The following is a 23,897-nucleotide window of genomic DNA, read 5'->3' as shown; positions in this document are numbered from 1 at the left end:
CCCTCGGAACGCTTTCGCCTGACGGGGCGATGAGCGACGGGGGCCAGGCTGCGTCAACAGCCTCACCGGGTGCCGAAAACACCCACAGGAAAACCTGCCCCGCCAACCGCTGCAGCGGCGGGGCTCTTATCGAGCAACAATCCGATGGAGTCCAATCTCCGGCCGACTCCGGCCGTCAAACCTGTCGCCCCCTATCTGGGCGGCAAGTCGCGCCTTGCTGCGCGTATCATCGAGCGGATTCGCGTGATCCCTCACGCGACTTATGTAGAGCCTTTCGTGGGGATGGGAGGCGTGTTTTTCGTCGTCCCTTCACGGCAAAGTGTGAGGTCATCAACGATCTGAATCGTGATGTGTCCAACCTGTTTCGCATTCTGCAACATCATTATGTGCCGCTGATGGATATGCTACGCTGGCAGCTCACAAGCAGGGACCAGTTTGAGCGGCTACTGATAGCCGAGCCGGACAGCCTGACCGATCTGCATCGCGCGGCGCGCTTCCTTTATCTTCAGAAAACGGCCTTTGGTGGCAAGGTCAGGCGCCCAGGGTTTGGGGTTTCCCTTGGCCCGGCCCGGTTCGACGTGCAGACGCTTGGCAGCGCCCTGACTGACGTGCATCAGCGGTTGAGCCGCGTTGTGATCGAATGCTTGCCCTATGCCGAGATCCTCACGCGGTATGATCGAGCTGACACGCTTTTCTATCTCGATCCCCCTTATTGGGGCTGTGAACATGATTACGGGGCGCCCTTCGCACGCTCCGATTTCGAGAACCTCGCGGGCATACTGGCAAGCCTCAAAGGTCGCTTTATCCTCTCCCTGAATGACCGCCCCGAAGTGCGTGCAACCTTCGCGGCATTCCAGATTGAATCAGTCGAAACGTCTTATTCCGTCGCGCCTTCCGCGAAAGGCCGAGGGAGGGTCGGAGAAATTCTGATCAGTAATGGATGATGCCGGTCGAGGCAGTTTTCTTCTGCTTAATACATCCTATACACACCTTTTTTCTTGCGGTTTATACTTACCGTGTGTATAAGAAACTCATGAACAGCGCCGAACTGATCCGAGAGCTGAAAAAAGCAGGATGGGAAGAAACAAGATGCAGGGGCTCACATCACATATTCCGCCACAAGGACCACGGACATTCGATCACGGTCCCCCATCCTAAGAAGGAACTCGGCAAAGGCCTCATCAACGCAATACGCAAACAAGCCGGGCTGAAATAGCCCGGCAACGGAGAAGAACAGTGAATTACCCCATCGTTATTGAGACAGGCTCGGAAACTCAGGCGTTCGGCGTGATTGTGCCTGATTTGCCGGGCTGCTTCTCGGCGGGCGATACATTTGATGAGGCCGTGAGCGGTGCGGCAGAAGCCATCACACTCTGGATTGAAGACGCGATCGAGAATGGTCAGAGCGTTCCGCGTCCATCCCCTCTCGATCAGTTACGTGCCGATAGTGAGTGGACCGGGCCGGGCTGGATCTGGGGGTTTGCGGCCGTTAACCCGGCGCTCTTCGATGAGTCGGCCGAGCGGATCAATATTACCCTGCCCCGTCGCATCCTGGCTCGCCTGGACAGGCGCGCCAGGGAAGAAAACGAGACACGATCCGGCATGATTGCCCGGCTTGCTTTGACGGCTTGACGACCTGTTTCGTCAACTAATTATTACGCCTGATGGGCGAACACGCGGCTCCTCAGGCGTTTTACAAAGCGCCTATAAGTCTTTGATTCCGAAAGCGCGCGAAGATGAGTTTTACAAGACTAAGTTATTGAATCTGATAAGTTATCGCATTCCCGCCCGGACCTCCAACTTCCCCAAAAATCGCAGAAGAGCTTTATTCTGTTTGACTTCCTTTCTCAGACCGCGTGTTAAAAATTTTCTTTTTTCTTTGACACAAAAATACACGCAATCGGATCAGCCAATATCTGTTCCTTTTCAAGTGCAAGGCGAAAGAAAAGGCCCAACACAGAGAGCCAGATAATTTCAAGTCTTTCTAGTTGCTGTCTGCAGTGACAGGATGCGTAAATATCCCTGTCCATCTTACGGCTTGTCACAAGAGACGATGGCTCATACTGGGACGGCAATGACTGCCCCAGCAGATCAGGCTGCCTGAAGTATGGTCTGGTTTCACCCGGATTGCCGGTAATGGCAGGAAATCAGAGTCAGACTCGGCCCTCCTCTCCCGCCAAAACCCAGAATCAAAGAGCCTGCACGACGACCGCATGAAAATCTGTCGTGCACCGTTCTTCGCGTTCCAATCGGAATAGCTTATAATGAATTTGTTATTATGATTTTTTTACTACAGAATAGTTGTATGTTTTAATATATTCCTCAATATACAACTATAGTGCATAGAACCAAGGAGCTTGACGGCTGTTAAGTGACAAGACCTCTTGAGCCTTGACGTTACGCGCGCCCGATAGGGAGTTGTGATAATAAAGTGCTTCCTCTCCGAATTTTGTCAAAGCGTCTTGGGCATCCATTTGCTGCGGAACTGGCCCGCCAAGCCATTTGGCAAAACCGTCATAGAACCGGGACGCCACGATCGGGCAATCATCTACAATCGTGTAAATGCCGGGCGGTGCTGTGAGTGCTGCAACAGTCGCGTCCGCTGCATCCTCAACATGGATAAATGAGAACGTACCAGAACCCGCGCCAAAGATCGGACAATCTCCTCCCCTGACGCGATCGCTTAACGGCCCTTCCCGCCAGTACCAGGTGCCGGGACCATAGAAAAAACCGTAACGCAGGGCCGTACCCGCCAGCGCAGAGGTGTTGAGGACGCGACGTTCGAGTTCAGCATACATCCTCGCACTCTCACCGATATGCCCCGGTGCATCGACGCGTAAGGAAGAATCCTCGTTTGCGAGACCATCCTTGCCATCCAGATAGAACCCTGAGGATTGCTGTAAATAACGCTGAACCCCGAATGCCTCAGCAGCAGCGATCAAATTACCGCCGCCTTCCAGACGGAGTTTCCGATCAAAGGGCAGACGCGCGGGCATATCAGCCGGATCTGATGGCAACGACGTGAGCTGATCGATAACAAAATCAGGCCGGATCTGGTCAAAGACCTCGAAAATACTTTTTCGATCGAGAGCGTCGCCCAGAACAGGGGTTGCTCCCGCATCTGTTATGGCCCCGACACTCCCTGGCTTGTTTGCAAGGCCATAAGTCTCGAACCCGGCCTCAGTCAGGCGCTTGAGCAAAGGACGGCCCAATGCCCCGCTGGCACCTGCGACAAATACTTTCATGAGAGTCATCCCTTATCGGGTTGCGGGCAAAACGAATGGGTTCGCCTTGTCCTTGACAAAAAAAGCGAGAAATTTTGCGGGCTGGGTCTTGCTCGCATTTTTACCGATCAGATGAATGTCTTCCGGTCCCTCGAAAAAGGTTTGTCCTTTGCTGAGAGTTACGGGTTGCCCGCCCTGAACCTGCATGACTACCTGGCCCTCTAGCACATATACGAAAACCGAGGCCTTGTGACGATGGATCGGGTCGCTACCACCCGGCGGGAAATCGACGACGAGCATCGCACCTTCCTTGCCCGGTATACCGGCAAGATCATGCGTAACGAGAGGTGTCACTTTTGTGGCAGCGTTTGCCGCCACGGTTGTGGTCAGCAGGAGGGTTGAGACGGCACAGAGGAGTTTTTTCATGGTAATTCCTTATTATTTACTGATTTTTTTAAAATTTTATTCTTGCGTACCGAACCTTCACGGCGTGTTTTTACGCGATTGCCAAACCAGGACTGTGCTTCATCAAGAAACTGAGAAGGAGCTTTCTTACGAACAATATCCGACAGATCGGCAAGGGTCGTCTTGGCGAGCTCTTCCCGCATGGCCTGCTCGGCGCGCAGCATGGCAGCATGGATGCCGCAAACACCTTGGGTTGCCCAGCGTGGCGGCCCTTCAGAGTACAAGGCACAACGCCCTCGTATCTCCTGACAGTTGAACAGACTCTTGCGTCCCTCGATCGCATCAACAACAGAAAGAACACTGATCTCCCAGGCCGGCTTGGCAAGGACATAGCCGCCTTTCATCCCTTCTGAAGCGTGAAGGATCCCAGCCTTTTCCAGCTTGGGCAGGAGCTTCGCCATGAAAGCGCTTGGTATCTCCTGCAGATCAGCCAGATCGAGGCTGCTCAGAGGTTCTTTGGTGTCAACCAGCCAGAGCAGGCTATGGAGAACATATTCGGTGCTTGCGCCATATAATGCCATAACGCAGACAATATAGGTCCTCGTTTTGATTCGCAAGAGTCCATTTGAAGGATACTAAAAATCCTAGAGTTTCCAGCCTCACGCCTTGTTTCTGCTTCCCCCTGTGTTGTCTGGAGTGCCTGGATGATGAGGCAACATATTTTTTATCGAGGACCGGTTGGCTCATCTGAACGAGCCTGGTCGTCAGCGTGAAACTGTGGACTGCGTCTCTAATGTCAAAATAGTAAGGCGCCTGCACATGAGTGGTCTTTTCTCGATGATCGATAACCGGATGGAGCATCTGCGGTCGCTCTTTCCCGGGAGCCACGGCAAACCTCGTGTCGATGGCCGCCACGTGCAAAGCGGTATCGTTTTTTGCAAACAGCAATAGTCTGCGCTGACGTGATGCACCCCCGGAAATACAGTAGGTACAAGACGCTCACTACAACCGGCGGATGATAGATGGGTTATCTTCCGGGAAGGCCGAGCCTCGAACCATCATGATCGATGCGACATATCTCAAGGCACAGTGAACGCTTGCAGAGCGGGGTTACGATGCTGGCTGGTTCAGAGATGCTCTGGAAGAAAAGAAATCAAACCCTGCATTCCAGGCCAGAAATCACGCGAAAGGCCAGTAAGACACGACAGATGGCCGACCGTCTTCTTCTCAGCCATCCGTCGCACTGCAACCGTCATGTTCTGGTTATAAGGCCTGAGCCTACACATGAGCCAGACCCAGAAACCATCAATCGACATTTTTTTAATTTCTGTGAATACCATTCCAAACACAGAGTAAATCTCAACGCTGGAAGTTGGATACTCTCAACCCCGACGTCCGTCAGGCTTCCGATACGTAGCGCAGCTGACTACAGACACTCCCGCGAACGCTAATCCGCAATTTTATTTCCACAGTTTATTGCTCACACAATGCTTACTCAATCAGCTTATTCCCAGATATGCCATATATTGCTCAAATGAGTCTGGACCAGTCGAATAGGGATGTGGAAAGCGATTTCTTAGTTCTTTGTCTTTCCGATAGGCTGTGCGGTGGGACTTGGGAATAGAAGCACCACTGTCATAGCGCTCAAATGCCCACCAGCGCGGAGGAAGATTTTTTGGAGCGCGCAAATCAAGCTGGGATCGATACCAGTACATCAGCTCGAATACGCCTATTCTATCCCCGCAATAACGCTCAAGCATTACCTCCCCAGCCCATGTTATTTTAGTGAAATGGAAAAATCTGAGCTTATGGCCAGCTGCATAAATATTGCCATCTGCATCAATCGATATAGCCTTTGGCTGAGATTCCAGCTGGCGACATTGTATCCAGGGTCGCGTATGATCAATACATTGTTGAAAAAAGCAGGAACGTGATCACACCATTTCTGATCAGTGAATAATCCATTTGGAACATCGTCAAAGCAGAAGGTGAGGAGTCGATCTGACCACCACTTCGCAAATCGACGTCCTTCAGCACGCCCGGATACAGCTACAAATCCCAGATTATAAATTCCGTATTTCAGAGATCCAATCTCGTTATCCTGAATGACAGCAGGATCTTCATCGGGTGTCAGCTGATGCGGGGTGAGAAGCACATCATATTTATCGAGAGACTTTTCAATAAATGATAGGTCTGAAAACAGAGCAATATCAGGATCAATATACACGACCTTTTCTGCGCCCTGCTCGAATAAACGACATAACATCTTCCCTTTGACTGCGGTACACAGCTCAACAATATCGTGCTCGAACATCCATGAGTCGAGATGGGGTATTCCCAGCTCCTCAATTCGCACGACAGTATCTATAGGCTCATCTTCCAGACTGAATACAAAACCAGGCGGCTCAACATCAGATAGACAGAAGACAAACTCCCAGTCAGGGTGGAAACGACGTATAGTTTCTCCCAGTACCCGCACGCGATCGAGATAGGAAAATGAAGCGCTCGTAAAACAACGTACTTTACTCATTTTAACTGTACGCCTCAGCAACAAAATCAATATATTGAAAATGATCAGCGTTTTCCAGCAACCAAGACACGCTATCGCCAGATGGGGAGATATATCCGCGCTTTCTGTTGGATAATCTCATAATTTTACAAAGCTTGTCAGACGTCATGAGTGAGATGAGTTCATCTTCACTATGCAGGAGAAGGCCGTGGTCAGCACCCAGCTTTTCAATAAGAGCCGACACATTCCCGGATCCCGTGGGCGCGAGCAGAAAAGCCCCTGCAGCGACAGCCTCATAAGCTGCATAGCAAAATGTCTCAGGCCACAATGCCCAATTGATTACTACGTCGATATTACGAGAGACAGCTGCAAAGATCATTGCCTCCTCGCCGCGCCTGGAATTACTGACCGGAGTGTAAATAATATTCCCAGAAGCCGCAACGTTCTGTGCCATACCCAAATGATGAAATTCATAGCGCGGATCATCTTTGAATTTCATCGCCAGCATCTGGAATGTATTCCATCCTTTAAGATGAGTGCGATAGCCGAAAAAGGCGATCCTAATTGGCTCATTTTTGCTGCCATTCCTGAATGATACACGGGAATCGCTCAGGACAAGCTCTCCTAGTGGACGCCCATACACAGCTCGATAGGAATATGGGCTATGCTTGCGCCACAGATCTGCTGCAGACTGAGAGGGAGCCATCACTACAGGCTCAAACCTGCTAAAGAAATCAGCAATTTTCTTTGTGAATACAAGACGATCCTGTCCATGGCTACATATATTGCACGCCATTGATTCAGCACTCGGAGCATCACAATACACGACATCATTACGCATTAGCTGAATACCGCTGCAAATCGTAAAATAATCATGCGCCCAGATAATTGTCTTCTCCGAGTTCATTCCATCAATAAGATCAGCTATTTCTTCAGGATTATGCCCCATCAAATGATGAATAACAGAAAAAACAGGGTGCTTGTTATTTTTGATCTGCCCGTAAGACTGTAAAAAAATCGACGGGGTTACATTCCCCAGTTTCTTACCATTCAGGCGTAGAGTGAGTACAACAGGGATCCCTGGTGCGTTCTGAGCTAATCCAAGCCTGTGACAGCTTGGTGCCAGATGCATGTAGTTCCATGACAGATCTTCACAACGCGCCTCTTCGACGCTTAGCAGCTTCTGCACACCACCAACATTTACGCCGTAATCGTCGTGACTTACGGACACTACAGTTGGCGCATCTCGGAAGGTATCACTGAGCAATACCATTAGCTTCGATACCGAAAGAATTCCATCTGTTGGAATCTCTGGATCGTATCCTTCGGAACGATAGTTACGAGACCAGAGTGAATGCTGGACCCTCAATCGCATCTCACGCAAGGGCGGCATGATCTTTCGCCCCTCAAATTGCCCTGCCGCAATATAATGTATAAGAGGATTTATATTTGCTGCCGCAATGTCAGGATATTGTCTGAGATAAAAGCCAGTATCGAATGCCACACTTGGATTCCGCTTCTCTTTCCATCCGACTAAACAGAAATGTTCGAATGGATCGATTTTAGCCTCAGCAACATCGGGATATTCTGAAAGATAATAAGAACCATCGAAATAATCGTTCAGATTTTTGGCAGGAACTGTCATGATTTATTTCCGAACTGGCCTTAACCCGCAGCCTTGACGCATTTATCTCGTATTGTGGCAGCTGCACGCCGCGCTAGACGAAGCGAACTATGCATTAAGGGGAATTTTTCTATCATCGATCGTAATGGCGCTGTTATTCGCCACGTCGTGCTAATTTCCATACTCCGAATTCTGTCTTGCAAAAAAGCCACCAACTCGTCGTGGGCTGCAGACGAACCTTCCGAGAGTTTGGACCCATTCGAGGGGACGTAGACATATTCCACACACCGTTCACTCTCAAATTTTTTCTCGAACTGATCTGTTGCTTCCGCAATACGATCGAACATTTCAGATGTCATGTCAGAAAGCTGGCGCTCAAGCAGTTCTATTTTCTTTTTACTGTTTTTTTCTTCCTTGGAGAAAATTGCAACTGACTGGTAAGTTCGAGGATACGTTCTTCAGATTTTTCTCTGATTTCTTCACTAACCGAAAATCTTTGCTCTATATCAACAATGTTCTTCAACAGAGATGCTTGCTCTGCCTCTGCCTTCTCCAAGAGTTTTTGCTGAACAAGATTCTTCTCGATCGCTTTGTCTAATTCTATCCTGTTGGCAGAGTTTTTTTCTTGAACTTCATCAGCAAGTTTGCCGAGCTCAGCCTCAAGACTCAACTTTACCTCGGTAAGTGGAATCTTGTTTTTCCAACCAGCTTTCAGAAAATTTGCAAAACTCTCATCACGCAATGCATGTCCCGCAAGCGCGGCCAGCTCAAAAGTCTTCTTTCCCTGCCACTCGGGATAACCCCATCTTGGTGTCTCCCATAGGCGTGCCCTTAAAGCCTCAACCGAGGTAATCTTGCCCAGGGTACAACCATGTTCCTTCAACTCTGCCGAAAGAACAGGTTCATTGTGCGGGGCAACCAGTAGGCCAGCTTCGTAAGCAAACGAAAAAATTGGCAGATCTTGACCCTGATAATTATCTGGGTTGTGCGATGGAAAAGCAAAATAATAGACGTCGAGATCCCAGGAAAGCAGCCTGTCACAAAGAACCAGCGATTGCTCGTCTTCGTTACACTCGAGCCACAAGGTTGTTTCGCCTTTTGAAAGACCTCGTGCGTAACTGTCTATAATACTTAGTTCCATCCCCTCAGCATCTACTTTGATAAAATCAAAAGGGCCTTCTTCGTCCCATATCTCCTTGAGGCTACGCAAATGAGAGCCTGTAGCAGCTGAAGGTTGCGCATTTTCGTCCGGCGTAAAACTTGCGGATCCGATATTGTCGGAATCTGCATGCACCCGAGCAACCTCCATACCTGGACGCCCGATGATGGCTTCTTTTACTGCGTAGTTGGTTTTTACGTTATGCTTTACATTGTAATCCAGGCTCGGAATAACAGCCGGATTTCCATCTATGAAGCAAACCTTCGACAGCCTGCGCACTTGTGACAAGCCAATACCAAATGTGCCAAAACACGCGCCTATATCAAGAACTCGCGCATTATCGGGCACCACTGATGCCACAAATGAGACCTCGTCCCATGCCCATTCGCCATAATGCATAAGAAATCGACCTATCAGGTCGTTATCGTCTACAGGTACCCGAAGAGTCCCATATCGCGTGTCGATTTCTTTCAACTTTCGCTCGCTCCAAACCTCGAAGGGTAACAATGATAAACTTAATGATACATTTCTTCTGAGGCTAATATCGTGTCAAGCGCAATGAAACAAAAGAAAACCCTTTTGAGACTACCAAAATTCCAGACAGCGACCGGGTCAATAGCAAAGTGCCCACAGCAAAGAGATAAACCTGCATGGCAGACTTAAAACCAGAATATTTTGGTGGGATGTTTTTGAAAAATGGCGGAGGGGATGGGATTCGAACCCACGGTACGACTTGACATCGTACAACGGTTTAGCAAACCGCCGCCTTCAGCCTCTCGGCCACCCCTCCGCCTTGAGGGACGCCGTTTTCACGGCGTTTGCAGAACTGCTTCTAGGGGGATTTGGCGCCTGCGTCAAACCCCCTTCACCAGTTTTTTCTATTCTGCCAGAAGCTTCTGCAGCAGCTCATTGACCATGGCCGGATTGGCCTTGCCCTTCATGGCTTTCATGGTCTGACCGACGAAAAATCCGAACAGCTTGTCCTTGCCACTCTTGTACTCGGCCAGTTTGTCGGCGTGGGCCTGCAGGATGCCGCGTATCTCGGTCTCGATTGCGCCTGTATCGGTGACCTGGCGCAGCCCCTTGCGTTCGACGATAGCCGAAGCAGAATCTCCGGTCTCGAACATGTCTTCGAGCACTTCTTTCGCGATCTTTCCATTGATCGTCGAGTCCGTAATCAGCGCGAGCAGCTCCATGAGCCTCTGCCTTGACCGGGCTCGTCTCGATCGTGGCTCCCGTGCGGTTCAGCGCAGCGAAAAAGTCGCCCAGCATCCAGGTCACAGCCAGACGCGGGTCACTGCCTTTGGCAACCGTTTCATAGAAATCGGCTATACCCTGCTCGACCGTCAGCACACCCGATTCATAACGCGAAATGCCGTAGGTCTTCTCAAGGCGCTCCCGCTTGGCTTCAGGAAGCTCCGGCAGAGCCGCGCGAAGAGAATCAACCAGTCCTGCTCGATAACAAGCGGGAGCAGATCAGGATCCGGGAAGTAACGGTAATCGTGTGCGTCTTCCTTCGAGCGAAGGGAGCGTGTTTCACTCCTCACATGATCGAACAGGCGCGTTTCCTGATCGACTGTGCCGCCGGACTCCCAGATTTCCACCTGACGCGCGGCTTCGACTTCGATAGCCTGCATGACATAACGGATCGAGTTGACGTTCTTGATCTCACAGCGGGTGCGATACTCCTCACCTGCCTTGCGTACCGAAACATTGACGTCGGCGCGCATTGAGCCTTCTTCCATGTTCCCGTCACACGTGCCGAGATAACGCAGAATCTGGCGCAGCTTGCGTAGATAGGCGCCAGCCTCTTCAGGCGAACGGATATCCGGCTCACTGACAATTTCCATCAGCGCCACACCAGCACGGTTGAGATCGATGAACGACCGCGTCGGGTCCTGATCATGCATCGATTTGCCGGCATCCTGTTCGAGATGCAGACGCGTCACGCCGATATGGCGCACCGAGCCGTCGGCAAGTTCGATCTCGACCTGCCCCTCACCCACAATCGGATGAGCGAACTGGCTGATCTGATAACCCTGAGGCAGATCCGCATAGAAATAGTTCTTGCGGTCAAAACGGCTCATCAGATGGATCTGGGCATTCAGCCCAAGACCCGTGCGGACCGCCTGCGCCACGCATTCAGCGTTGATGACCGGCAACATGCCGGGGAATCCCGCGTCAATCAGGCTCACATGCGTATTGGGCTCGCCGCCATATTCGGCAGAAGCGCCTGAAAACAACTTGGCGTGGCTGATGACCTGAGCATGAACCTCAAGCCCGACAACAATTTCCCAGGTGCCAGTAGTACCCTCGATATGATAGCTGCTCATGCGAACGCTCCCGCATGCAGGGCAGGTCTGTGCGTGAAACCCGCTGCTTTTTCCATGACACGCCCGGCGGCAAACAAGGTTTCTTCCTCGAAGTAGCGCCCGATGAGCTGCAATCCGAGCGGCAGGCCGTCGTGATCGAGGCCGGCGGGCAGCGAGAGCGCCGGAACACCCGCCATACTGGCGGGCACAGTGAAGATGTCGTTCAGATAGATCTGCACAGGATCGGTCGGACGTTCCGAATGAGCGAAGGCCGCAGAAGGCGCCGTCGGTGTCAGAAGCACATCGACCGTCTCGAACGCGTTCAGGAAGTCGCGCTGGATCAGCGTACGAACCTTTTGCGCGCGAAGATAATAGGCATCGTAATAGCCCGAAGAGAGCACATAGGTGCCCATCAGAATACGGCGACGCACTTCCTCGCCAAAACCGGCATGACGGGTCGCTTCATACAGCTCATCAAGCGTGCCTGCCTCAACACGTTCGCCGAAGCGTACGCCATCATACCGGGCAAGGTTGGATGATGCCTCGGCCAGAGCCACAATATAATAGGTTGGCAGACCGTATTTCGTATGCGGGAGCGACACATCGACAATTTCGGCTCCGGCATCACGCAGCCAGGCAATACCCTGATCCCAGAGTGCCGCGATATCGGAAGGCAGCGTATCAGGGCGGTATTCGCGGGGAATCCCGACCTTCAGTCCCTTCACACCGCGTTCAAGCGCATCTTCGTAGCGCGGCACGGCGCGATCGACCGACGTGCTGTCCTTCGCGTCGAACCCGGCCATGGATTCGAGCAGAATGGCACAATCTTCCATCGTGCGCGCCATCGGTCCGGCCTGATCGAGCGAGCTTGCGAAAGCGATTGTACCAAAGCGCGAGCAGCGGCCATAGGTCGGCTTGATGCCCGTGATACCGCAGAAAGCCGCAGGCTGGCGGATCGAACCGCCCGTATCGGTGCCAGTCCGTTCCAAGAGCGAGCCCGGCAGCAACAGCGGCAGCCGAACCGCCTGACGAACCACCCGGCACCAGCTTCACGTCCGAACCCTTGCGGCGCCACGGTTGGTGACCGGACCGAAAGCCGAGGTCATGTTCGTCGAGCCCATGGCGAACTCGTCAAGATTCATCTTGCCGAGAAAAATCGCTCCATCAGCAAGGAGATTGGACGTCACCGTACTTTCATATGGTGGCACGAAGTTACGCAGGATGTTGCTCGACGCCGTGGTGCGCACACCATTGGTGCAGAACAGATCCTTGATGCCGAGCGGCAGGCCGCAAAGCGACGGCGCATTGTCAGTCGCAAGCAGCGCATCAGCTGCACGGGCGCCAGCACGCGCCTGATCTTCGGTCACCGTCACGAAACTGTTGATCTCACCATCCAGCTTCCTGATAGAGGCCAGAAAATGATCGGTTAGTTCGACTGCCGAGAGACGACGCTCCCTGAGAGCCTTTCGCGCAGAGGCGAGGGTCAGATCATGCATCACTCAACAACCTTCGGAACAGTAAAATAGGGCCCGACACTGTCGGGCGCATTGGCCAGAACGGCATCGCGCTTGTCGCCATCGGTCACAACATCCTCACGCAGGCGCGGTATGGCCAGCCCGGTACCGATCATGGGCGGCACGTCGGTGATATCGACCTCGTTCAGTTGCTCGACCCAGCAGGATGCCACTCAGCTCCTGACGCATGGCTTCGCATTCCTGATCACTGAGGCCAATTCGGGCCAGTTTTGCTATGCGCCTGACTGTGCGCGTTTCCAACGACATAAAGGATCGACTTTCCTGAAAGTGAGCGGATAATCCCGATGGTCCAGAATTTAGCGAGATCATAACGCCTTCCCATGACTCTGTTCAATCCATACGCCCTGCGCGACGCCCTCACCCCTGGCTCCCGCCTTCTCGGGCTCGACCCCGGTCAGAAGACGATTGGCCTTGCCCTGAGCGACGTCACGCTCATGCTGGCCTCGCCCTATAAGAGCCTCAGGCGCGGCAAATTCGGCGAAACGGCACAGGAGATCGGCAAGATCGTACAAAAGGAGGATATTGGCGGTCTTATCTGCGGATTACCGCTCTCGCTCGACGGTTCCTTCGGGCCGGCTGCCCGCGCTGCGCAGGACTGGATGACAGAACTTTCCAACCGGCTTGATCTGCCCGCCTGCTGCTGGGACGAGCGCCTTTCATCGAGCGCCGTGAACCGTTTTCTGATTCAGGAAGCCGATATGACCCGCAAACGACGGGCCGAAGTCGTCGATAAAATGGCTGCCGCCTACACGCTGCAGTCCTGGCTCGACGCCACCGCATCACGGCAAACAATATAATCGGTCAAGGCGACCAGAATCTTTTCTCACGGCAATTGCGCCCGGCATTACCGTGGAGAAATGGGAAGCGGATCGAGCTCAGATCCCGAGGGCCTCACCCGTCCTCGCCCTGATGGCGCGGCATGTCGCCTCGTCCTGACGCAGATCGATCCCGTAGCTGGGAATGATTTCCTTAAGCCGCTCCTGCCATTCAGGAAGACGATGAGCAAAATTCCTGCACACCACCTGCAATGCAACCGAAGCGGCGATGGAGGCACCTGGCGACGCTCCAAGAACGGCCGCAAGACTACGATCCTGCGTTGTCAGAACCTCTGTACCGAATTTGAGTGTACCACGCCCGTTCTCGGTCTTGATGATCTGGACACGCTGCCCGGCAACGGCAACGCGCCAGTCATGCTGACGGGCCGCCGGATAGAATTCCCTGAGTGCGGCAAAACGGGAGGAAGGTTTTTGCACTACCTGCCCGACCAGATAACGGACGAGATCGCGATTATCGACCATGACATCGAACATCGCCTTGACATTATCGCGCGTAATCGAACGCGGCAGATCGGTCCATCTGCCGGACTTCAGAAACTTGGTAGTGAAACCCGCATAGGGGCCAAAAAGCAGATAGGGCCTTCCCCCGATCACGCGCGTATCGAGATGTGGCACCGACATGGGAGGCGAACCGACAGCTGCCTTGCCATAAACCTTGGCTGTGTGCCGCTGACAGAGATCGAGATTATCCGCATGCAGAAAAAGCCCGCTCACCGGGAAACCGGCATAACCATGGGCTTCGGGCAAATCGGCGCGCTTGAGAAGATCAAGCGCAGCACCCCCTGCTCCGACAAAAACAAATCCGGCAGAGACATTTTTTGTTTCGCCTGTCTCTGTGTTCTGCACGGTTACCCTCCAGCGACCGCCGGATTCACGTGTGAGTGCCGTCACCTTGTGACGATAGTGAATGCTGACCCCCTTCTCCTGACGCAGCCGGGAGAAAAGCAGACGCGTCAATGTACCGAAATCGACGTCTGTCCCTGCCGTCACACGCGTTGCCGCCAGATGTTCACCGGGTTTACGGCGTGCCATCATGAGCGGTGCCCATTCTGCGATGACATGAGGATCTTCAGTGTAGCTCATGGTGTCGAAACAGTGGTGACGTGCCATTGCTTCATAGCGCGCGCGCAGAAACGCCACATTCTCCTCACCCCGCACAAAGCTTACATGAGGACAGGTCCGAATGAAGGAGGACGGATTCTCGATCCAGCCCGACTCAGCAAGATGGGTCCAGAGCTGACGTGACAAATCAAACTCGGTGTTCACATCCAGCGCCTTGGCGATGTCGATGCTGCCATCCTTGCGTTTTGTAGTATAATTCAGCTCGCAATAGGCCGCATGGCCAGTACCGGCATTATTCCAGGCTTCAGAACTCTCTCTGGCGCAGGAATCGAGCGTTTCGTACACATTTAGAGACAGGTCCGGGTCCAGACGACGAATAAGTGCAGCAAAGCTGGCACTCATGACACCGGCACCGATCAGGACGATATCCGGGCGCTCTTCTGAAGTCTGGGTCATGAGGCAAATCTTCCAGTCTGGTTAGACACCAATTTATTCGTCGAAGCCAAGCGGGGGCCGACCACGAGAAACGGGCCTCTTTGAAACACAGCTTGGGGGCATCAATCGAGTCCCTTAACCGTGCACTCAGCCGGAGTTGATCGTGGAATTGGATCGTACCCCCGCTCTAGCGAGGGGAAAACCCCGCCCCATCAGGCACCAACGCACGAGCCACACCGATTGCCTCGAGTAAAAACGATTCACAACGTTTCTGCAGCGCCGGGAAACCTGCCGATAGTTTGACCGCCTGTTCATCAAGATAGAGGCCACGACCAATTTCCATCTGGATGACATGGACATTCTCTGATGGCGCCCCGTGACGAGAGGTGATGTATCCCCCGGCATAGGGACGATTACGCCCGACCGAAAAATATTGCGCCATAAGGCAGGCAGCTACCCTGTCGACCACTGGTCGGGCACAGCTTTTGCCATGCAGATCACCCAGTACAATATCAGGTAAACGCATATGAGGCAGACTCGGCATCGAATGCAGATCGATGAAGAGACAAACCCCGAAGCGCGCCTTGCACCGGTCGATCATTGCCTGAAGTGCCTCGTGATAGGGCAGCCAGCACGAGGCGATGCGGTTCCGCGCTTCAGAGACAGGCAGTTGATGGCGATAGATACCACGCCCTGACCCGGCAATGCGCGCGATCATGCCCAGCCCGTTGCGTACCTTGACGGTATTGGTCTGGCTCCCCTCAGGCAGCCGCTCGCGAAACATCCCCTGATCGAGCTCCCAAGCGTACCGGTTCACATCGCAATAGGAACGCGGGAAATCTGCACACAGCAGAGGCACTCCCAAAGCAGGCGCAGCCTCGAACAACCGGTCAACATAGGCGTCCTCGCTGCTGCGCAGGGAAATCATATCCAGACGGGATTGCTTGAGAAACGCCTCCGGATAGGATCGGCCTGAATGAGGGGATGCAAGAACGAGCGGTGCGACCGGTTCAGGAACGTCGTGCAGTAAAAAATTCTTTGAAAGACAGAGCTCTGGCTCCGCCGGAGCGCCTAAATTCATTTTTTTTCCGGTTTGGTGACTTTTTCAGAGAACCCATCTTGCCAGCCACGTCAACGCCCGCTAAAACGCCGCTCACGGACCGGATGGGCGCATAGCTCAGCGGTAGAGCACTACCTTGACATGGTAGGGGTCACAGGTTCAATCCCTGTTGCGCCCACCATCCGGTCCGTAGAAATCCCCATTCTTTTTGTCGATCGTTACAAGTTTCCTGACTGGAAATACCTATCGATCGTCTTCTGGCATGACGCAGAACCTTCCCTTGGAACTCTGTCTCTTACCGATACTCCACAGGCCATGACGCTCAAGAAAAGCTGATCGTCTGCCTGATACGACCTTCTGTTATGCTGCATTCCGCAGAACACCGCTTACGCCAGAACCAAGGCACAAGCATCAGGTCACACTCCGGTAATGGATGACAGATCTGTCCGCGACCCAAGGTCAGGTGAAGGCGACAAGGGTAGCCCCTGATCTCTGCCGTGTTCTGCCCTCTTTGCGGCAAGCGTCCTTCATTGCATGACGGTGCTGCCTGGGGGAGGATGTTTCAAAACCGGAGATACATGCCCCATGGCTTCTTCTGCTCCCTCACCTGCAACGACAGATGATCTCGCATCCGTTTTCCCCGAACAGCATGACCTGATGCGCGCTCTCGTCGCAAAAGCGTCCCGGTTGGGGCCTGTACCTTATGCCATTGTCTGGCCCTGCAGCAGCCATGCCCTTGGTGGCGCTGTGGAAGCTGCACGCCATGGCATCATTCTTCCCATACTGATCGGTGATCGCGAGACCATTGAGAAAACAGCGGTTGAGTCAAAGCTCGACATAAGCGGAATGCGTATTGACTCCGTGGCGACACCCGAGGCTGCAGTAAAACACGCTGTTACCCTTGTGCACGAGGGAGAGGCTTCAGGTATCTCGAAGGGAAGCCTTCATACCGATACTTTCATGGCAGGCATTATCAGGCAGGAGAGCGGCCTGCGCACAAAACGTCGCATGAGCCACGTCTTCTGCCTTGCCGTACCTGATTATCCCGATCTGCTGCTGATCTCGGATGCTGCAATCAATATAGCCCCTGATCTCATCACAAAACGGGACATTGTACAGAATACCATCGACCTGCATCATGCGCTCGGCCTTGGTACGCCGCGTGTTGCCCTGCTTTCGGCAGTCGAGACGATCAATGTCAAAATCCAGGGTACGCTGGATGCTGCCAGCTTGTGCAAGATGGCTGATCGCAAGGAAATCACAGGCGGCATGCTTGATGGCCCTCTTGCCATGGACGTTGCCGTGAGCCTGGACTCAGCCAAAATCAAAGGCGTGGAATCTGCTGTTGCCGGACGCGCCCAGGTGCTGATTGCTCCCGACCTGGAATCAGGCAATATCCTGGTCAAGACACTGGCCTTTCTTGGCAAGGCTGCCACTTCTGGCATTGTCATGGGGGCAAAAGTCCCGGTGCTGCTTACCAGCCGTGCTGATGATGCAACGGCCCGTCTGGCTTCGGCAGCTATTGGTGCCCTCTATGCACGTTACCTCGAAGACCAGAAACAAAACTGACGGATTCGTATCCCGCCACAGTAACAGACCCTCTGATGGCGGGGTATCCGATCCCTTCCCCGTCTTTTACAGACGACCAGCAAGCCAGCCTTCATGAGAAAGGGAAAAACCCTGCCAGGCTGCAGCTCCCATCTCCATGGCATTATGAGGCACATATTTCATCACCATCAGCTTCGTGCCTTCAGGGAGAAGCTTGGCCAGAACATCACGCAGATCGGAAATGATCAGGCTGGATGTGATGATCCAGAAATTATCAATCTCATGAAAGCTCTCGCTGAAACCCGATAGCTTCTGTTCGATAGCCTCGTAGGACTGAGCTTCGTTCTTCTCGTAGACGACGAGATATGTGGTCATATCGGTTTTCCTTGGATATCGATCCGGTGATGCCACCTGAAACAGATGAGCAGATTAACGATAAATGAACAGCAGGCCGCGTTGCCCTGAATGCTCAAGCCGCTGAAATCAGGAAATTATTTCAGAATTGGGGCGATTGGCTGGAATGATATCGTCAAAAAATATGACGTTTTCGTGAAATAATTGCCATCCAGCTGCCACGTTCAGCGTATCTCTTCATTCCGGGAGATAAGACCAATGACGATTTTCGAACTACACTGGCACAGCCTCAAGATTTTCACGCGCCTTCTTTTTCTCAGAGATCTGCGCCTCCCTTAGGCATGACACTTCCCGGGCCCATATAGGAGCCCGGCGGTGGGCGGTCGATCTCCGGAGAGATCGCTTCTGCAGAGGGCCACGCCTCTTCACCCGGCCGCGGAGGAACCATGGCAAAGCGTGATCGCGGCAATGCCTCAGGACATTCCTCACGCATGCGCAAAATGATCTTTTCTCGTATATCACATCGAAGATCCCAGCTTTGCAGAGCATTGCGCGCGCTGGCAATCACACGGACCTTGAGCGTATGGGCATCACAATCTGCAATCTGACAATCGAACACCTTCCCATCCCATAACGGGCAGGTCTTGATGATCTCATTCAGATAGCCCCGTATCTTATCAATCGGCGCTTCATAATCGACATAAAGAAAAACCACGCCAATGATCGCCGCAGAGCTATGCGTCCAGTTCTCGAAGCGGTTTTCCAGAAAGTAGGAAATCGGGACGATATGGCGCCTCCAGTCCCAGACACGCAGGACGACATAGGTTGATGTAATTTCCTCAACCCAGGCCCAGTCACCATTGATGATAATCAGATCTTCCATACGAATCGGTTGCGTAATGGCGATCTGCACCCCGGCCAGAAGATTTGTCAGCAATCCCCGTGCCGACAGACCTACAATAAGCGACGCGGCACCCGCAGAAGCAAAAAGCGAAACGCCATATTGCCGGACGGAATCAAAAGTCATGAGAGCCGTTGCAACCGTGACAATCGCCACCAGGATTTCCGTCAGACGTCTCAATACCCTGATCTGGGTCTGATGCGTCCTGATCATGATGTCATCGGAATGATCACGGGAGGTGATACGCTGGAGATAGGCTTCAGTCATGATACGGAACGCAACGATGCCCGCATATCCAATCATGAGAATACCGATGAACAGCAAAAGCTTCTGCAGGAGCTGCGTTGTCTCCCATGTGAAGCCTGAAGCCGCAGGTAATGCGGAAAGCAGCACGGCAAGCACGACCATGACACGCATGGGACGACGCATTGCCAGAATGATCTTGCGCAGAACCGCATCTTCGCGATTGCCGAATATGCGCAGAATGATCACCGAAACGAGCTTGCTGGCATAAAAGGCAACAGTTGCCAGCACAACAAGCATGAGAATGGAAACAAGCTGAGCCGGAAGCCAATCGAAATATGACCGGAAGGCAAAAAGGGAGCTTAGAAACTGCTGCTTCAAATCTGAGATCCAGATCCTTGAGGGGGATGAGGCATATCGAGCTGTCCCTGTCAGGCACAGGACGTTCTGTCTTGGTACAATGCCACAGAGTGCCCAAGGCTCAAAAGACGGGTTCGCGCAAAAACCTCCCGGCAGAGTGTTGACACATGCGCTCAACCCTTCTAATTCCACGCCCACCGGTCGCGATGGCGGCGTAGCTCAGCGGTAGAGCAGGGGAATCATAATCCCTTGGTCGGCGGTTCAAATCCGTCCGCCGCTACCATCCGACCGGAAATCTCCCCCGATAGACAGTGCTTTCGTACTCAGGCAAGAAATGCTCATGAAAGCGCCTCTTGCCGCCGTCACGATGGTTTATAACGAGCCGGTCTTTCTGCCGGTCTGGTTACGTCACTATACCGGCATACTCGGCGCCGAATGCTGCTATGTCATCGATCATGGATCGGATGATGGCTCCACGGAAAGACTTTCGTGCAATCGCCTGCGTATCCCGCGCTCACCACAGGACGACGAGCGACGTGCCCGTGCGATAGGCAATATCTGCTCGGGACTGCTCGAATGGTACGAAGCAGTTCTCTATTGCGATGTGGACGAACTCCTGATTGCAGATCCGGACTGTTTTTCCTCACTGAGCACATTGTCTGAGGCACGCAATCTTCCCTGCGTGACCGCGACAGGATTTGATCTGCTGCATAACGCCAGTCAGGAACCGGACCTGGATTTCAGCCTGCCCCTCTCGTTACAGAGACATCTCCTGCGTTTCTCGGCAGCCATGTGCAAGCCCTGCCTTATACGCTCAACTGTAACCTGGTCACCGGGTTTTCATAGCGTGAAAGAGTTTCTCCCCAATCCTGACCCTGCCCTGCTCCTGATCCACCTGCGCTATTGCGATCTGAGGCAGGGTCTTGCGAGGCTGGCACGTACACGCGGGCAGGCCTGGTGCAGCGCCGAAGCAGGCAGTCATCAACGCATGACCGACGAAGCCTGGCAACATATGCTGTCAGCCATGGCCGGACTGGATTATGAGAAGGCAACGCTGAACGAGGATGACCCCCTCATGAAGACATGGCGTGACCGTATCGTCAGGGAGGGGAGAGAACGGGCAAACGAGCCCTATCCTATAGATCTTACTTTGTCCGGAAACAGACTCTGGCCCTTGCCGGAACGTTTCAAGGGCCTGTTCTAGGGAAGAAAGGTAAGCCGTTTACTCTGTGGTTTCCTCAACCTGTTCGTCACTGTCGCTTTCTGCGGTTGCCTCTTCACCCTGACGGCGATCATCATGATCCTGCTGGGCACGGGCACGCTGCTGGTGACGTTCCTGTCGTTCCATCTGACTCTGTTGCGCAGCCTGTGTCATCGCGTTCAGAATACGGAAATAATGTTCCGCATGCTGGAAATACGCTTCAGCAAGAATACGATCGCCGGTACCCGTTGCATCACGACCAAGCTGCAGATATTTTTCAAAAAGCTGCTGGGCCGTACCACGCACACGCATGTCCGGACCATTGCTATCGAAGACATGGTTGCGATTCAGAGGCGTCTGACCATTGGAGTGACGCGATCCGCCACCGCTCGGGCGATGATGACGGCTTCTCATACGTTTCATGTTCATGGATTCGCGTAGCACTTTCTTATTCGCAATCCCTATCCGCATTGAGCGAGAACCGAGCGATTGCAGGGAATGAATGACCCTTGGTTTGTATCTGATCGGCCGGATAACAGGATCAGGCCATGACTCCGCTCAGCTTGATCAACATGATCATTGCGAAAACGCGGAAGACGTCTTGCCGTGTTGATGTGTCCATCAATGACCGCAACAAGCCGTTCAGATCAGACTAGCAAGTTTACTCCGCTCTGCCAATGGTTTTTCGATCCTGTACGGGTCAATACGTTGTCGCAATTTCAAAACAGAGCGCTCTGACAATTCCGGCCAGATCAGCCTGGCCTCAGTCATGACAAAACCTGCTCTCTCTGCAAGAGCAGTGACTTCCCTTTCCTGTCCCTGCCCTATCTCGAAAATCATGATACCATCAGGCGCAAGATAAGGTTTGGCCTGAGCGAAAAGACGCCGATAATCATCAAGCCCGTCCTGCCCGCCCACCAGAGCACGGACGGGTTCATAATCACGCACCTCAGGCATGAGATCGGCAAGATCTGCCGCGCGGATATAAGGCGGATTGCTCAGAATCACATCGAAAGTCCCGCGCAAGGCCGAAAACCAGTTCCCCGAAAAAAAAGCACTCCGCCCGGCCAGACCATTGCGCCGCGCATTCAGGCTTGCAAGATGTGCCGCATCGGGGGAAAGCTCGACCCCTACGCCGAAAGCCATATCATATTCACTCAATGCTGCCAGAAGCAGGCAACCGGTTCCCGTCCCGAGATCGAGTACCGATCCGATCGCGTCCCGTTCCGGTCGCAGGGAAAGAAGCGCCTCGATCAGGGTTTCACTGTCACCTCTGGGGATCAGCGTCTCCGATGAAACCATTAGTGTCAGCGACCAGAAACCGGTTTTCCCTTCGATCAGGGCCAGTGGGCGTCTGGCGCATCTCTGCGCCAGGCCGCCAGCCAGACGCGGTTCCGCCTCAGGCGGCAATGTATCAAGGGAAAGCAGACCTGCAGCATCACAGCCAATAGCCCAACCGGCCAGACGACGGGCCTCCATACGGGGAGAGGCAATACCCGCCGCCTGCAGGATAGCAGCCACCTCGATCAACACGTCTTTGAGGGGACGTCGATTACTGCTCACCCGCTTCTCCTGAAACATCCTATAGTGGACTTATGAAAAAGATCTTCTTCCTGCTCGCTGCGCTTACAGGCGTCAGCCCTGGCTTGGCTCTGGCTGAGAGCTTCACCGTCACTGATGATCGTGCGCCAATCGAGGTTTCCGAAATTTCACGTCTTTATGTTGACGGAAGACTGGCTGCCACGTTTCGTCTTGACGACAAGACACCCAGCCTGACGAAAAAAATTGACCTTCCACTCGGGCGTATCAATCACAGCTATGCTCTATGCGGACAAATCACCATTCTCAATGCCGAAGGCCGAGCCGAAACCCATCAGGTCAGTAGCGAGGGCACTCTCACTCATCCCGAAGCATCATCTTGTTGCACTCGGCGATGAAGGTTTTACCGATTTCTTCCTGCGTGATCCGACAGACCCAAGCGTAGCCAAGCATCATCCCGGTCACGCAGAGATCTGTGCTTCTCCCGTCAGCTAGAACAACCGATAAAGAAACAGGAGCACAGATCAGTTCAGGCCTTCCGCGGCCAGCAACGAGGTCTGCTCTTCCTGGGCGAGGGCATCTACGATCTCGTCAAACTCACCAAGCATAATGCGATCGATTTTGTGCAAGGTGAGGTTGATGCGATGATCGGTGACACGTCCCTGCGGAAAGTTGTAGGTGCGAATACGCTCTGAGCGATCGCCCGTACCAACCTGCGATTTGCGATCGGCAGCACGATTGGCATGAAGCTCGGCGCGCTGTCTCTCATAGAGACGCGCCCGCAGGATCTTCATGGCCTTGGCCTTGTTCTTGTGCTGGCTTTTTTCTTCCTGCATCGCCACGACAATGCCACTCGGCATATGCGTGATACGCACCGCACTTTCTGTCTTGTTGACATGCTGACCACCTGCGCCCGAAGCGCGATAGACATCTATACGCAGATCGCCCTCATCAATGGCGACATCCACCTCTTCGGCCTCGGGCATGATCGCGACAGTCACCGTAGAGGTGTGAATACGCCCCTGACTCTCTGTGGCAGGCACCCGCTGGACACGGTGCACACCCGACTCATATTTCAGCCGGGCAAAAACAGAGCGGCCCGAGATAGTGGCCACGCCCTCACGCAGACCCGAGAGATCACTCTCGTCATATTCCATGATCTCGAAGCGCCAGCCGTGCAGGTCGGAAAACCGCTTATACGCACCGAACAGCTCAGCAGCGAAAAGAGCCGCCTCATCACCACCGGCGGCAGGGCGGATTTCGAGAATGGCGCTTCGTTCATCGGCTTCATCGCGCGGCAGAAGGGCAAGGCGCACCTGCTGGTAAAGCCCTGCCAGCTGTCCCTCGATCTCGTCGATTTCGCCTTGCGCAAGCTCACGCATTTCCGGGTCATCGAGCATGGCGCGAGCATCAAGACGCGCTGCCTCTGCCCGGCGATAGGCCAGAATAGAAGAGACAACGGGCTCCAGCTCGGCAAATTCACGCGAGGCCCGCACGAATTCATCGCCCTGGATTTCCCCGCTGGACATCAATGCCTGCAATTCATCCGACCGGGCGACGATACGCTCCAGCCTGTCGTCCAGTGCCACG

The 23,897-nt window shown here is 53.4% G+C and carries 20 protein-coding genes, 3 tRNA genes and 5 pseudogenes; 11 read left to right on the top strand and 17 right to left on the bottom strand.

Annotated features, from left to right (window positions below):
- Nucleotides 1–144 precede the first annotated feature (144 nt).
- The 4 genes from JCM25354_RS23245 to JCM25354_RS02705 are packed head-to-tail and all read left to right on the top strand — an operon-like array spanning nucleotide 145 to nucleotide 1,632.
- Complete coding sequence (locus JCM25354_RS23245) at nucleotides 145–342, top strand: DNA adenine methylase (RefSeq protein WP_369345712.1); 198 nt, start codon at nucleotides 145–147, stop codon at nucleotides 340–342.
- 8 nt (nucleotides 343–350) lie between these two features.
- Entirely contained in the window at nucleotides 351–944 is a 594-nt protein-coding gene (locus JCM25354_RS16150) for a DNA adenine methylase (RefSeq protein ID WP_369345711.1), read from the top strand.
- Nucleotides 941–1,216 (top strand): type II toxin-antitoxin system HicA family toxin, encoded by a 276-nt coding sequence (locus tag JCM25354_RS02710; RefSeq protein WP_369345710.1) that lies wholly within the window; start codon nucleotides 941–943, stop codon nucleotides 1,214–1,216. The genes JCM25354_RS16150 and JCM25354_RS02710 overlap by 4 nt, the downstream gene beginning before the upstream one ends.
- A 20-nt stretch (nucleotides 1,217–1,236) precedes the next feature.
- Nucleotides 1,237–1,632: a type II toxin-antitoxin system HicB family antitoxin gene (locus JCM25354_RS02705; RefSeq protein ID WP_025884865.1), complete on the top strand. Its 396-nt coding sequence runs from the start codon at nucleotides 1,237–1,239 to the stop codon at nucleotides 1,630–1,632.
- A 701-nt stretch (nucleotides 1,633–2,333) separates the two neighbouring features.
- Here JCM25354_RS02705 and JCM25354_RS02700 read toward each other — a convergent pair.
- The 3 genes from JCM25354_RS02700 to JCM25354_RS02690 are packed head-to-tail and all read right to left on the bottom strand — an operon-like array spanning nucleotide 2,334 to nucleotide 4,210.
- Nucleotides 2,334–3,245, bottom strand: a complete 912-nt coding sequence (locus tag JCM25354_RS02700; RefSeq protein WP_025884864.1) for an NAD-dependent epimerase/dehydratase family protein — start codon at nucleotides 3,243–3,245, stop codon at nucleotides 2,334–2,336.
- 12 nt (nucleotides 3,246–3,257) lie between these two features.
- Nucleotides 3,258–3,650, bottom strand: a complete 393-nt coding sequence (locus JCM25354_RS02695; protein WP_025884863.1) for a cupin domain-containing protein — start codon at nucleotides 3,648–3,650, stop codon at nucleotides 3,258–3,260.
- A complete protein-coding gene (locus tag JCM25354_RS02690) occupies nucleotides 3,647–4,210 on the bottom strand; it encodes an RrF2 family transcriptional regulator (RefSeq protein WP_025884862.1) in 564 nt (187 codons plus the stop codon). Before JCM25354_RS02690 ends, JCM25354_RS02695 begins: the two co-directional genes overlap by 4 nt.
- A 238-nt stretch (nucleotides 4,211–4,448) precedes the next feature.
- Here JCM25354_RS02690 and JCM25354_RS20510 point away from each other — a divergent pair.
- Nucleotides 4,449–4,898: pseudogene (locus tag JCM25354_RS20510) on the top strand (hypothetical protein).
- Nucleotides 4,899–5,406: 508 nt separating this feature from the next.
- Here the strand turns inward: JCM25354_RS20510 and JCM25354_RS16145 are convergent.
- The 7 genes and pseudogenes from JCM25354_RS16145 to gatC form a co-directional block, all read right to left on the bottom strand.
- Nucleotides 5,407–6,159, bottom strand: a complete 753-nt coding sequence (locus tag JCM25354_RS16145) for a hypothetical protein (RefSeq protein ID WP_199899889.1) — start codon at nucleotides 6,157–6,159, stop codon at nucleotides 5,407–5,409.
- A gap of 1 nt (nucleotide 6,160) precedes the next feature.
- The gene (locus JCM25354_RS19735) at nucleotides 6,161–7,783 is read right to left on the bottom strand and encodes a glycosyltransferase family protein (RefSeq protein ID WP_025884860.1); all 1,623 of its coding nucleotides are present in this window, start codon (nucleotides 7,781–7,783) and stop codon (nucleotides 6,161–6,163) included.
- Between the two features lie 364 nt (nucleotides 7,784–8,147).
- Complete coding sequence (locus JCM25354_RS02665; RefSeq protein ID WP_148301351.1) at nucleotides 8,148–9,395, bottom strand: FkbM family methyltransferase; 1,248 nt, start codon at nucleotides 9,393–9,395, stop codon at nucleotides 8,148–8,150.
- 223 nt (nucleotides 9,396–9,618) lie between these two features.
- Nucleotides 9,619–9,711, bottom strand: a tRNA-Ser gene (locus JCM25354_RS02660).
- Between the two features lie 88 nt (nucleotides 9,712–9,799).
- Nucleotides 9,800–11,254 (bottom strand): annotated as a pseudogene (gene gatB / locus JCM25354_RS16135) (Asp-tRNA(Asn)/Glu-tRNA(Gln) amidotransferase subunit GatB).
- Nucleotides 11,251–12,729: pseudogene (gene gatA / locus JCM25354_RS16130) on the bottom strand (Asp-tRNA(Asn)/Glu-tRNA(Gln) amidotransferase subunit GatA). The pseudogenes gatB and gatA overlap by 4 nt, the downstream one beginning before the upstream one ends.
- Nucleotides 12,729–13,014, bottom strand: a pseudogene (gatC, locus tag JCM25354_RS16125) (Asp-tRNA(Asn)/Glu-tRNA(Gln) amidotransferase subunit GatC). The pseudogenes gatA and gatC overlap by 1 nt, the downstream one beginning before the upstream one ends.
- Nucleotides 13,015–13,088: 74 nt before the next feature.
- On the opposite strand from gatC, the gene ruvX reads away from it, so the two are divergent.
- Nucleotides 13,089–13,565 (top strand): Holliday junction resolvase RuvX, encoded by a 477-nt coding sequence (gene ruvX, locus JCM25354_RS02640; RefSeq protein ID WP_025884857.1) that lies wholly within the window; start codon nucleotides 13,089–13,091, stop codon nucleotides 13,563–13,565.
- 78 nt (nucleotides 13,566–13,643) lie between these two features.
- Here the strand turns inward: ruvX and mqo are convergent, their stop codons facing one another.
- Together mqo and JCM25354_RS02630 are read right to left on the bottom strand one after the other, a co-directional pair.
- Nucleotides 13,644–15,122 carry a malate dehydrogenase (quinone) gene (mqo, locus tag JCM25354_RS16120; protein WP_035446609.1) on the bottom strand — a complete coding sequence of 493 codons (1,479 nt, stop codon included), beginning with the start codon at nucleotides 15,120–15,122 and terminating at the stop codon, nucleotides 13,644–13,646.
- 166 nt (nucleotides 15,123–15,288) lie between these two features.
- Nucleotides 15,289–16,182, bottom strand: coding sequence for an N-formylglutamate amidohydrolase (locus tag JCM25354_RS02630; RefSeq protein ID WP_025884856.1), 894 nt, complete (start codon nucleotides 16,180–16,182; stop codon nucleotides 15,289–15,291).
- Between the two features lie 85 nt (nucleotides 16,183–16,267).
- Here JCM25354_RS02630 and JCM25354_RS02625 point away from each other — a divergent pair.
- Both JCM25354_RS02625 and JCM25354_RS02620 read left to right on the top strand, forming a co-directional pair.
- A tRNA-Val gene (locus JCM25354_RS02625) sits at nucleotides 16,268–16,342 on the top strand.
- 353 nt (nucleotides 16,343–16,695) lie between these two features.
- Nucleotides 16,696–17,730, top strand: coding sequence for a bifunctional enoyl-CoA hydratase/phosphate acetyltransferase (locus tag JCM25354_RS02620; protein ID WP_084294601.1), 1,035 nt, complete (start codon nucleotides 16,696–16,698; stop codon nucleotides 17,728–17,730).
- 66 nt (nucleotides 17,731–17,796) lie between these two features.
- Here the strand turns inward: JCM25354_RS02620 and JCM25354_RS02615 are convergent, their stop codons facing one another.
- Together JCM25354_RS02615 and JCM25354_RS02605 are read right to left on the bottom strand one after the other, a co-directional pair.
- Nucleotides 17,797–18,084, bottom strand: a complete 288-nt coding sequence (locus tag JCM25354_RS02615; RefSeq protein ID WP_025884854.1) for a hypothetical protein — start codon at nucleotides 18,082–18,084, stop codon at nucleotides 17,797–17,799.
- A gap of 295 nt (nucleotides 18,085–18,379) precedes the next feature.
- The gene (locus JCM25354_RS02605; RefSeq protein WP_025884853.1) at nucleotides 18,380–19,588 is read right to left on the bottom strand and encodes a mechanosensitive ion channel family protein; all 1,209 of its coding nucleotides are present in this window, start codon (nucleotides 19,586–19,588) and stop codon (nucleotides 18,380–18,382) included.
- A 187-nt stretch (nucleotides 19,589–19,775) separates the two neighbouring features.
- On the opposite strand from JCM25354_RS02605, the gene JCM25354_RS02600 reads away from it, so the two are divergent.
- Nucleotides 19,776–19,850: transfer RNA gene (locus tag JCM25354_RS02600), tRNA-Met, on the top strand.
- Nucleotides 19,851–19,907: 57 nt separating this feature from the next.
- Entirely contained in the window at nucleotides 19,908–20,771 is an 864-nt protein-coding gene (locus JCM25354_RS02595; protein ID WP_243443844.1) for a glycosyltransferase family 2 protein, read from the top strand.
- Between the two features lie 18 nt (nucleotides 20,772–20,789).
- Here JCM25354_RS02595 and JCM25354_RS16115 read toward each other — a convergent pair whose 3' ends face one another.
- Both JCM25354_RS16115 and prmC read right to left on the bottom strand, forming a co-directional pair.
- On the bottom strand, nucleotides 20,790–21,191 hold the full coding sequence (locus JCM25354_RS16115; protein WP_243443843.1) for a DUF4167 domain-containing protein: 402 nt from the start codon (nucleotides 21,189–21,191) through the stop codon (nucleotides 20,790–20,792).
- Between the two features lie 219 nt (nucleotides 21,192–21,410).
- Nucleotides 21,411–22,331, bottom strand: coding sequence for a peptide chain release factor N(5)-glutamine methyltransferase (prmC, locus tag JCM25354_RS16110; RefSeq protein WP_243443842.1), 921 nt, complete (start codon nucleotides 22,329–22,331; stop codon nucleotides 21,411–21,413).
- Between the two features lie 32 nt (nucleotides 22,332–22,363).
- On the opposite strand from prmC, the pseudogene JCM25354_RS16105 reads away from it, so the two are divergent.
- Nucleotides 22,364–22,802, top strand: a pseudogene (locus tag JCM25354_RS16105) (hypothetical protein).
- A 29-nt stretch (nucleotides 22,803–22,831) separates the two neighbouring features.
- On the opposite strand, the gene prfA reads toward JCM25354_RS16105, so the two are convergent.
- Nucleotides 22,832–23,896 carry a peptide chain release factor 1 gene (gene prfA / locus JCM25354_RS02570; protein WP_025884850.1) on the bottom strand — a complete coding sequence of 355 codons (1,065 nt, stop codon included), beginning with the start codon at nucleotides 23,894–23,896 and terminating at the stop codon, nucleotides 22,832–22,834.
- Nucleotide 23,897: the final 1 nt, after the last annotated feature.

It is taken from the genome of Asaia prunellae JCM 25354 (genome assembly GCF_000613885.1).
GTDB classification, from domain to species: domain Bacteria; phylum Pseudomonadota; class Alphaproteobacteria; order Acetobacterales; family Acetobacteraceae; genus Asaia; species Asaia prunellae.
The sequence above is the reverse complement of the archived record's forward strand: the minus strand, read 5'-3'. Positions and strand labels throughout refer to the sequence as shown.

Excerpts from the sequence above, each read along its gene's own strand:
- mqo (WP_035446609.1), bottom strand. The coding sequence starts at position 15,122 with ATGACCCAGACTTCAGAAGAGCGCCCGGATATCGTCCTGATCGGTGCC.
- JCM25354_RS02700 (WP_025884864.1), bottom strand. The coding sequence starts at position 3,245 with ATGAAAGTATTTGTCGCAGGTGCCAGCGGGGCATTGGGCCGTCCTTTG.
- JCM25354_RS02695 (WP_025884863.1), bottom strand. The coding sequence starts at position 3,650 with ATGAAAAAACTCCTCTGTGCCGTCTCAACCCTCCTGCTGACCACAACC.
- JCM25354_RS02690 (WP_025884862.1), bottom strand. The coding sequence starts at position 4,210 with ATGGCATTATATGGCGCAAGCACCGAATATGTTCTCCATAGCCTGCTC.
- JCM25354_RS02595 (WP_243443844.1), top strand. The coding sequence starts at position 19,908 with ATGAAAGCGCCTCTTGCCGCCGTCACGATGGTTTATAACGAGCCGGTC.
- ruvX (WP_025884857.1), top strand. The coding sequence starts at position 13,089 with ATGACTCTGTTCAATCCATACGCCCTGCGCGACGCCCTCACCCCTGGC.
- JCM25354_RS23245 (WP_369345712.1), top strand. The coding sequence starts at position 145 with ATGGAGTCCAATCTCCGGCCGACTCCGGCCGTCAAACCTGTCGCCCCC.
- JCM25354_RS19735 (WP_025884860.1), bottom strand. The coding sequence starts at position 7,783 with ATGACAGTTCCTGCCAAAAATCTGAACGATTATTTCGATGGTTCTTAT.
- JCM25354_RS16145 (WP_199899889.1), bottom strand. The coding sequence starts at position 6,159 with ATGAGTAAAGTACGTTGTTTTACGAGCGCTTCATTTTCCTATCTCGAT.
- JCM25354_RS02615 (WP_025884854.1), bottom strand. The coding sequence starts at position 18,084 with ATGACCACATATCTCGTCGTCTACGAGAAGAACGAAGCTCAGTCCTAC.
- JCM25354_RS02620 (WP_084294601.1), top strand. The coding sequence starts at position 16,696 with ATGACGGTGCTGCCTGGGGGAGGATGTTTCAAAACCGGAGATACATGC.
- JCM25354_RS16115 (WP_243443843.1), bottom strand. The coding sequence starts at position 21,191 with ATGAAACGTATGAGAAGCCGTCATCATCGCCCGAGCGGTGGCGGATCG.
- JCM25354_RS02630 (WP_025884856.1), bottom strand. The coding sequence starts at position 16,182 with ATGAATTTAGGCGCTCCGGCGGAGCCAGAGCTCTGTCTTTCAAAGAAT.
- JCM25354_RS02710 (WP_369345710.1), top strand. The coding sequence starts at position 941 with ATGATGCCGGTCGAGGCAGTTTTCTTCTGCTTAATACATCCTATACAC.